The organism is Cellulomonas sp. B6 (assembly GCF_001462455.1).
Lineage (GTDB): Bacteria > Actinomycetota > Actinomycetes > Actinomycetales > Cellulomonadaceae > Cellulomonas.
Genome location: NZ_LNTD01000090.1, coordinates 1 through 6,007, shown reverse-complemented (window position 1 = coordinate 6,007; position 6,007 = coordinate 1). Strand labels below are relative to the sequence as shown.

The window sequence follows — 6,007 nt, the reverse complement described above, 5'->3', positions numbered from 1 at the left end:
CACGGGCGGACGCGAGCAGGTGCGCCGCCGCGTCGTCGACGACGTCGGTCGCGTCGGCCAGCGCGTCGGCCGTGCGGGCGAGCGCCTGCGCGACGCCCGGTCCGAGGACGCGCTCGAGCAGCGGCAGGACCTCGACCCGCACACGGCTGCGCAGGGGCAGCGCGGTGGCGTCCGCCGACGGCCCGCCCTCCCCCGCACCGGGTACGACCGGCACCGGCCCGGCCGGCCCCGCACCGGCACCAGGCCCCGCACCGGCACCGGACGCCGCGCCACCGTGGACGGGTCGGCCGTTCGTCGGGTCGTGCCACGGCACGAGCCCCTGCGCCGCGCACGCCGCCTCGGTGTCGACACGCCGCAGCCCCAGCAGCGGGCGACGCCAGCGACCGCGCACCGGCCGCATGCCCGCGAGCGCGCGCTCGCCCGACCCGCGCGCGAGGGCGAGCAGCACCGTCTCGGCCTGGTCGTCGAGCGTGTGCCCCAGGAGCACCGCCGCAGCCCCGAGCGCGTCGGCGGCGTCGTCGAGGGCGGCGTACCGGGCCGTGCGCGCGGCCCCCTCGGGCCCGCCGCTCGCCCCGACGTCGACGCGCACCACGCGCACGGGGTTCAGTCCCAGCGCCCGGCACGCGCCCGCGGCGTCCTGCGCGACGTCGTGCGACCCGTCCTGCAGCCCGTGGTCGACCACCACCGCACCGGTCCGCAGCGGACGTCCCGCACGCGCGCGCGCCGCCGCCTCCCACGCGAGCCCCGCCGCGAGCGCGAGCGAGTCCGCACCGCCCGAGCACGCGACGAGCACGGTCCTGCCGTCCCCGACGTCCGCGAGCGCACGGCGGACCGCGACCCGCACCGCCGCGACCGCCGGCGGCGGGCCGCTCACGCCGGACCCCGGAGCGCCCTCGGCCGCCCGGGACCGCGCGGGCGCGTCGTGCGCGTCACCCGTGGACGCGGCGCACCCACGCGGCGGGCTCGCCGATCTCGGCGGCGCTCGGCAGCGCCTCGGGACCGGACCACACGGCGTTGAGCCCGTCGAGCCCGACCTGCGCCCGCACGGCGCGCACGAACGCGGCGCCGTCGCGGTACTGCGCGAGCTTGAGGTCCATGCCCAGCAGACGACGCACCAGGCGGTCCGGCCCGGTCGCGCGCGCCGCGGCGTCGCGGCGGCGCTCGAACGCGCGGCGGATCGCGCGCACGCTCGGCACGACCGCCGGGCCGACCGCGTCCATCATCACGTCGGCGTGCCCCTCGAGCAGGGACATCACCGCACCGACCTCGTCGAAGACCGCGCGCTGCCGCTCGGTCAGCAGCGACAGCACGCCGCCGTCGTCGTGCGACGCCGCGCGCACCAGGGCGCCGAGCACGTCGTCGAGCCGCGGCAGCGACGGGCGGTGGTCGGCGTCGGGCGCCAGGTCCGCGAGGTCCGAGAGCAGCTCGGCGGAGCGCGCGCGCAGGTGGTCGGCCAGCCACGGCGCGGTCGCGAACTGCAGCGCGTGCGTCTGCTCGTGCAGCGCCACCCACAGCCGGAAGTCGGGGCCGTCGACGCCCATCTGCCGCTCGGCGGCCAGCACGTTGGGCGCGACCAGCAGCAGGCGTCCGGGGGTGCCGGGTGCGGCGGTGAACGGGTCGTACTGGCCGATCACCTTGCTGGACAGCAGCGCCAGCACGCCGCCGACCTGCGTGGCCGCCGCGAGGCGTGCGGCGTCCGGGACGTGCACGGGCGAGCCGTCGCTGCGGGTCACGAGGGGCTCGGCCATGACCGCGAAGATCTCGGTGTTGGCGCGGGCCCAGCGCGCGCGGTCGACGACGAGCACGCGCGAGACCGCGGCCGGGTCGCGGCCGTCGGCGGGCGTCATGCCGGTCGTCTCCGCGACGTGCCGGGCGGCCGTGGCCGCGGCGGACCGCAGCCCCGCCACGAGCTCGACGAGCGTGCCGCGGTCGGCGACGGGTCCGGGTGCGGCGACCCGGCCGGCCAGGCGCGCGGCCGCGTGCCAGTCGACGGGACCGCGGGCGGTGGGCTGCACGGGCCCACGGTAACCCCCGCGCCCGTGCGCCGCGGGGCGACGAGGGGCACCCCGGCACCCGACGACGCGGCGCCGGCGCCGACCCGGTACGGACCCGGTGCGGCCCCGTCAGCGACAGCCGCAGGCCGCGAGCGCGGACGCGAACGCGTCGACCGCCTGGCGCGGCGCCCACTGCCCGCCGTCGGGCGTCTGGTCGGCCATGACGACGAACACGAGCTGGCGCCGCTGCGCGTCGAGCGCGGTCCCGGCGAGCGACGTGACGTTGGGCAGCGACCCCGTCTTGGCGCGCACGAGCCCGCGCGCGTCGGACTTCGTGTACCGGCCCGAGAGCGTCCCGCTGAGGCCCGCGACCGGCATGCCGACCGCGACGTCGCGCAGCGCGGCGTGCTGCGGGTCGGTCGTGAGGCGCACGACGTCGGCCAGCAGCGCGGGCGACAGCGAGGAGCCCGCGGCGAGGCCCGACGCGTCGACCAGCCGTGCCCCGGCCGTGTCGACGCCGAGCGTGCTCACCTGGTGCAGCACGGCCTGCGTGCCGCCGTCGAAGCTCGCGGGCAGGCCCGCGTCCAGCGCGACGAGCCGCGAGACGACCTCGGTGATGGTGTTGTCGGACGTCTCGAGGAAGTAGTGCACGACGTCCACGAGCGGCGCGGACTCGACGCGCGCGAGCTCGACGCCGTCGGACGGGGCGGTGCCGCGGCGCGCCCGGCCCTCGACCGTCACCCCCGCCTCCGCGAGGCGCTGCGCGAACACGTCGCCGGCCGCGAGCGACGGGTCGGGCGAGCGCGGCACGTACTCGCCCTCGCGGAGCTTGGCGATGTCGACCGCGAGCGCCGTGACGGGGGCCGCGAACCCGTCCCGCACGTACGACGGGTCCCACCCGGGGCTCTGCGTCGGCCCGGAGAAGAGCGAGTCGTCGACCACGAGCCGCACCGACGTGACGCCCTGCTGCGCGAGCGCCGCCGCCGTGCTCGTCGCGAGGTCGCCCAGTCCCGCGTGCCCGACGGTCGCCGTCGGGTCGCCCGCACCGGGCGCGAGCATCATGTCGCCGCCGCCGACGAGCGCGACCGTGCCCGCGTCGACCCGCACGACCCGGGTCGGCAGCGTCGTGGCGGGGTCGAGCGCCGTGAGCGCCGCGACGCCCGTGAGCACCTTGGCGGTCGAGGCGGGCACGCGCCCGGCGTCGGGCTGGTGGCTCGCGAGCACCTCGCCGGTGAGCTGGTCGACGACGCTCACGCCGACGCTCGGGCCCAGCCGCGCGTCGACGACGAGCGCGTCCACGAGCGCCTGCACCTGCGGGGCCGCGGGCAGCGGCGCCTGCGGGTCGAGGTCGCCGAGCACGCGCGGCACGGCCGTCGGGGCGATCGCGCCCGGGGCCGTCGGGAACGGCAGGGGGTCGGCGACGGGCGGCGCGAGCGTGACGACGCCCGGCACCACGTCGTAGGCGTCCGCCGTCGCGTAGGCACCCGCGGCGAGGACGACGACGACCGTCCCCACACCCGCGACCCGTGCCGCTGTGGCCATCGTCACCCGCCCGTTCGTCCCGCGGCCCGGTACCGCGCCGCCGGTGCGTCAGACTACTGTCACCTGACGACGGCGCCGGGGAGACGACGCGCCCGCAGGTCGACAGACCCACCGCCACCGGGCGGGGAGCCGTGGAGGAAAGCACAGTGGAGTTCGACGTCACGATCGAGATCCCCAAGGGGCAGCGCAACAAGTACGAGGTGGACCACGCCACCGGGCGCATCCGCCTCGACCGGATGCTGTTCACCTCGACGCGGTACCCGGACGACTACGGGTTCATCGAGGGCACGCTCGGCGAGGACGGCGACCCGCTCGACGCGCTGGTGCTGCTCGAGGAGCCGACGTTCCCGGGCTGCCTGATCCGGTGCCGCGCGCTGGGCATGTTCCGCATGCGCGACGAGGCGGGCGGCGACGACAAGGTGCTGTGCGTCCCGACGGGCGACCAGCGCGCCGCGTGGCGGCAGGACATCGACGACGTGTCCGACTTCCACCGCCTGGAGATCCAGCACTTCTTCGAGGTCTACAAGGACCTCGAGCCCGGCAAGTCCGTCGAGGGCGCGCACTGGGTGGGCCGCGCCGAGGCCGAGGCCGAGATCGAGCGGTCGCGCCAGCGCGCGATCGACGCGGGGTACGACCACCACTGACGCCGCACGACCGACGGCCCGGCCCCGCTGCTGCGGGTGCCGGGCCGTCGTCGTCGGTGCTCCGTGCGGGTGCGGGTCCGGGCGGGTGGGGGCCTGGGCAGGTGCGGGCCCGGGCGGGTGCGGCTCCCGCCTCAGCGCGTCGTCAGACGCGGCCGGCGAAGGGCATCGTGCTGCCCCAGCGCATCGAGGTCACGCGCACGGGGACGCCGGGACGCGACGCCTCGACGATCTGCCCGCCGCCCACCCACATGGCGACGTGGTAGATGGTGCTCGGGTCGTTGGTGTCGTTGGCCCAGAAGACGAGGTCGCCGGGACGCAGCTGGTCGTAGCTGATCTTGAGCACCTGGCGGTACTGGTCGCGCGACGTCCGGTTGATGCTGACGCCCGCAGCCTTCCACGCCTGGCCGGTCAGGCCGGAGCAGTCGAAGCCGTCGGGGCCGTTGCCGCCCCACACGTACGGCAGCCCGACCTTGGACCGCGCCCACTCGACCGCGGCGGCGCCGGAGTCGGCCGAGCCGCGGGACGAGCCGCTGCCGAGCCCCGGGCTCGAGGGCGCGGGAGCGGGTGCGGGGGCCGGCGCGGGAGCCGGAGCGGGTGCGGGCGCGGGAGCCGGAGCGGGTGCAGGGGCCGGCGCGGGTGCAGGAGCCGGCGCGGGCGCGGGGGCCGGCGCCGCACCGGACGCTCCGCCGGAGGCGGGCGGCGACGCGGGTGCGGCCGCGCCGGAGCCGGCGGGCTGCCCCGCGGCCGGCTGCGCGGCCGCGGGAGGCTGCGTCCGCACGGTCTGGGCCGCGGCGTCGGCGCGGGCACGTCGCTCGGCGTCGAGGGCGTCCTGACGGGCCCGCTCGACCTCGGCGCTGGTCTGGCGCGCGGCGGCGAGCGACGAGATCAGCTCGTCGCGCTCGAGCTGCCCGGCGGTCAGCGAGGCCGTGGCGTCGGACTGGGTGCGCTCGGCGTCGGCCAGCGCGTCACGCGCCGCGGTCGCCGCGTCGGCGGCGTCGGTGGCCGCCGCCGCGGCACGACGCTCCATGGTCGAGGCGACCAGCAGCGCCGCCTGGTACTCCTGCACCGCCTCGTCGGCCTTGGTGGTGGCCTGGTTGAGCGACGTCGTGCGCCGGGCGACGTCCTGGAACCCGTCGGCGGACAGCGCGGCCTCGATGAGGTCGGCCGAGCCGCCGGTGCGCGAGAGCTGACGCGCCAGGGCGACCAGGCGCTGGCGGGCCTGCTCGGCGTCGTCGGCGGCCTGGGTCGAGCGGGCCGCGGCGTCCTGCGCGCGCGTCGTGGCGGCATCGGCGTCGGCCACGGCCTGCGTGTAGGTCTCGCCGGCGGTCTGGACCGCGACCTCGGCGGACTCGGCGGCGGTCGCCAGCTCGGCGAGGCGGACCTCCATCTGCGCGACGGAGCGCTGCGCCTGCCCCACGGCGGCGCGCGCGTCGCGCACGTCGTCGTCCGAAGGCACGGCGGCCGCGGGCGAGGCGACCAGCCCGAGCGTCAGCAGCCCGACGGGCAGCAGCGCGAGCCGACCGCGCGCACGCCCGCCGAGGGGCCGACGTGCCGCCTCGGTGCACGTGGCGACAGGCGCCGCGAGGCGGGCGGCGGGGGTCTCGTCAACGGGGTCCGGGTGGCGCACGCTCGCGACGCTACCTGGAGGATTCCCACAAGAGAACACCTGTCACACACGTCCCAGAAGTCACACCGTTGTGGTTCGGGAGCAACCCGGACAGACCTCGTCGGCCGTCCGGGTGACGGCGCGCGGGGGCGCCACGGCGAGCGCCTCGGCGGGCACCGCCGCCCCGTCGCGCGCCGTGGACGCCTCGTCTCTTATCGTGA

General features: G+C 78.0%; 5 protein-coding genes. 1 reads left to right on the top strand and 4 read right to left on the bottom strand.

What is annotated here, in order from left to right; all coding sequences use genetic code 11:
• The 3 genes from tilS to dacB form a co-directional block, all read right to left on the bottom strand.
• The coding region (gene tilS, locus ATM99_RS08590; RefSeq protein ID WP_062102497.1) for a tRNA lysidine(34) synthetase TilS at positions 1–874 on the bottom strand (874 nt) is incomplete at its 3' end.
• A gap of 55 nt (positions 875–929) precedes the next feature.
• Positions 930–2,015 (bottom strand): zinc-dependent metalloprotease, encoded by a 1,086-nt coding sequence (locus tag ATM99_RS08585; RefSeq protein WP_062102496.1) that lies wholly within the window; start codon positions 2,013–2,015, stop codon positions 930–932.
• A 108-nt stretch (positions 2,016–2,123) separates the two neighbouring features.
• On the bottom strand, positions 2,124–3,536 hold the full coding sequence (gene dacB / locus ATM99_RS08580) for a D-alanyl-D-alanine carboxypeptidase/D-alanyl-D-alanine-endopeptidase (protein WP_062102498.1): 1,413 nt from the start codon (positions 3,534–3,536) through the stop codon (positions 2,124–2,126).
• Between the two features lie 146 nt (positions 3,537–3,682).
• Between dacB and ATM99_RS08575 the strand changes: the two genes are divergently transcribed.
• Positions 3,683–4,180, top strand: coding sequence for an inorganic diphosphatase (locus tag ATM99_RS08575; RefSeq protein ID WP_046530049.1), 498 nt, complete (start codon positions 3,683–3,685; stop codon positions 4,178–4,180).
• Positions 4,181–4,322: 142 nt separating this feature from the next.
• Here ATM99_RS08575 and ATM99_RS08570 read toward each other — a convergent pair whose 3' ends face one another.
• Complete coding sequence (locus ATM99_RS08570) at positions 4,323–5,807, bottom strand: NlpC/P60 family protein (RefSeq protein ID WP_062101484.1); 1,485 nt, start codon at positions 5,805–5,807, stop codon at positions 4,323–4,325.
• Positions 5,808–6,007: the final 200 nt, after the last annotated feature.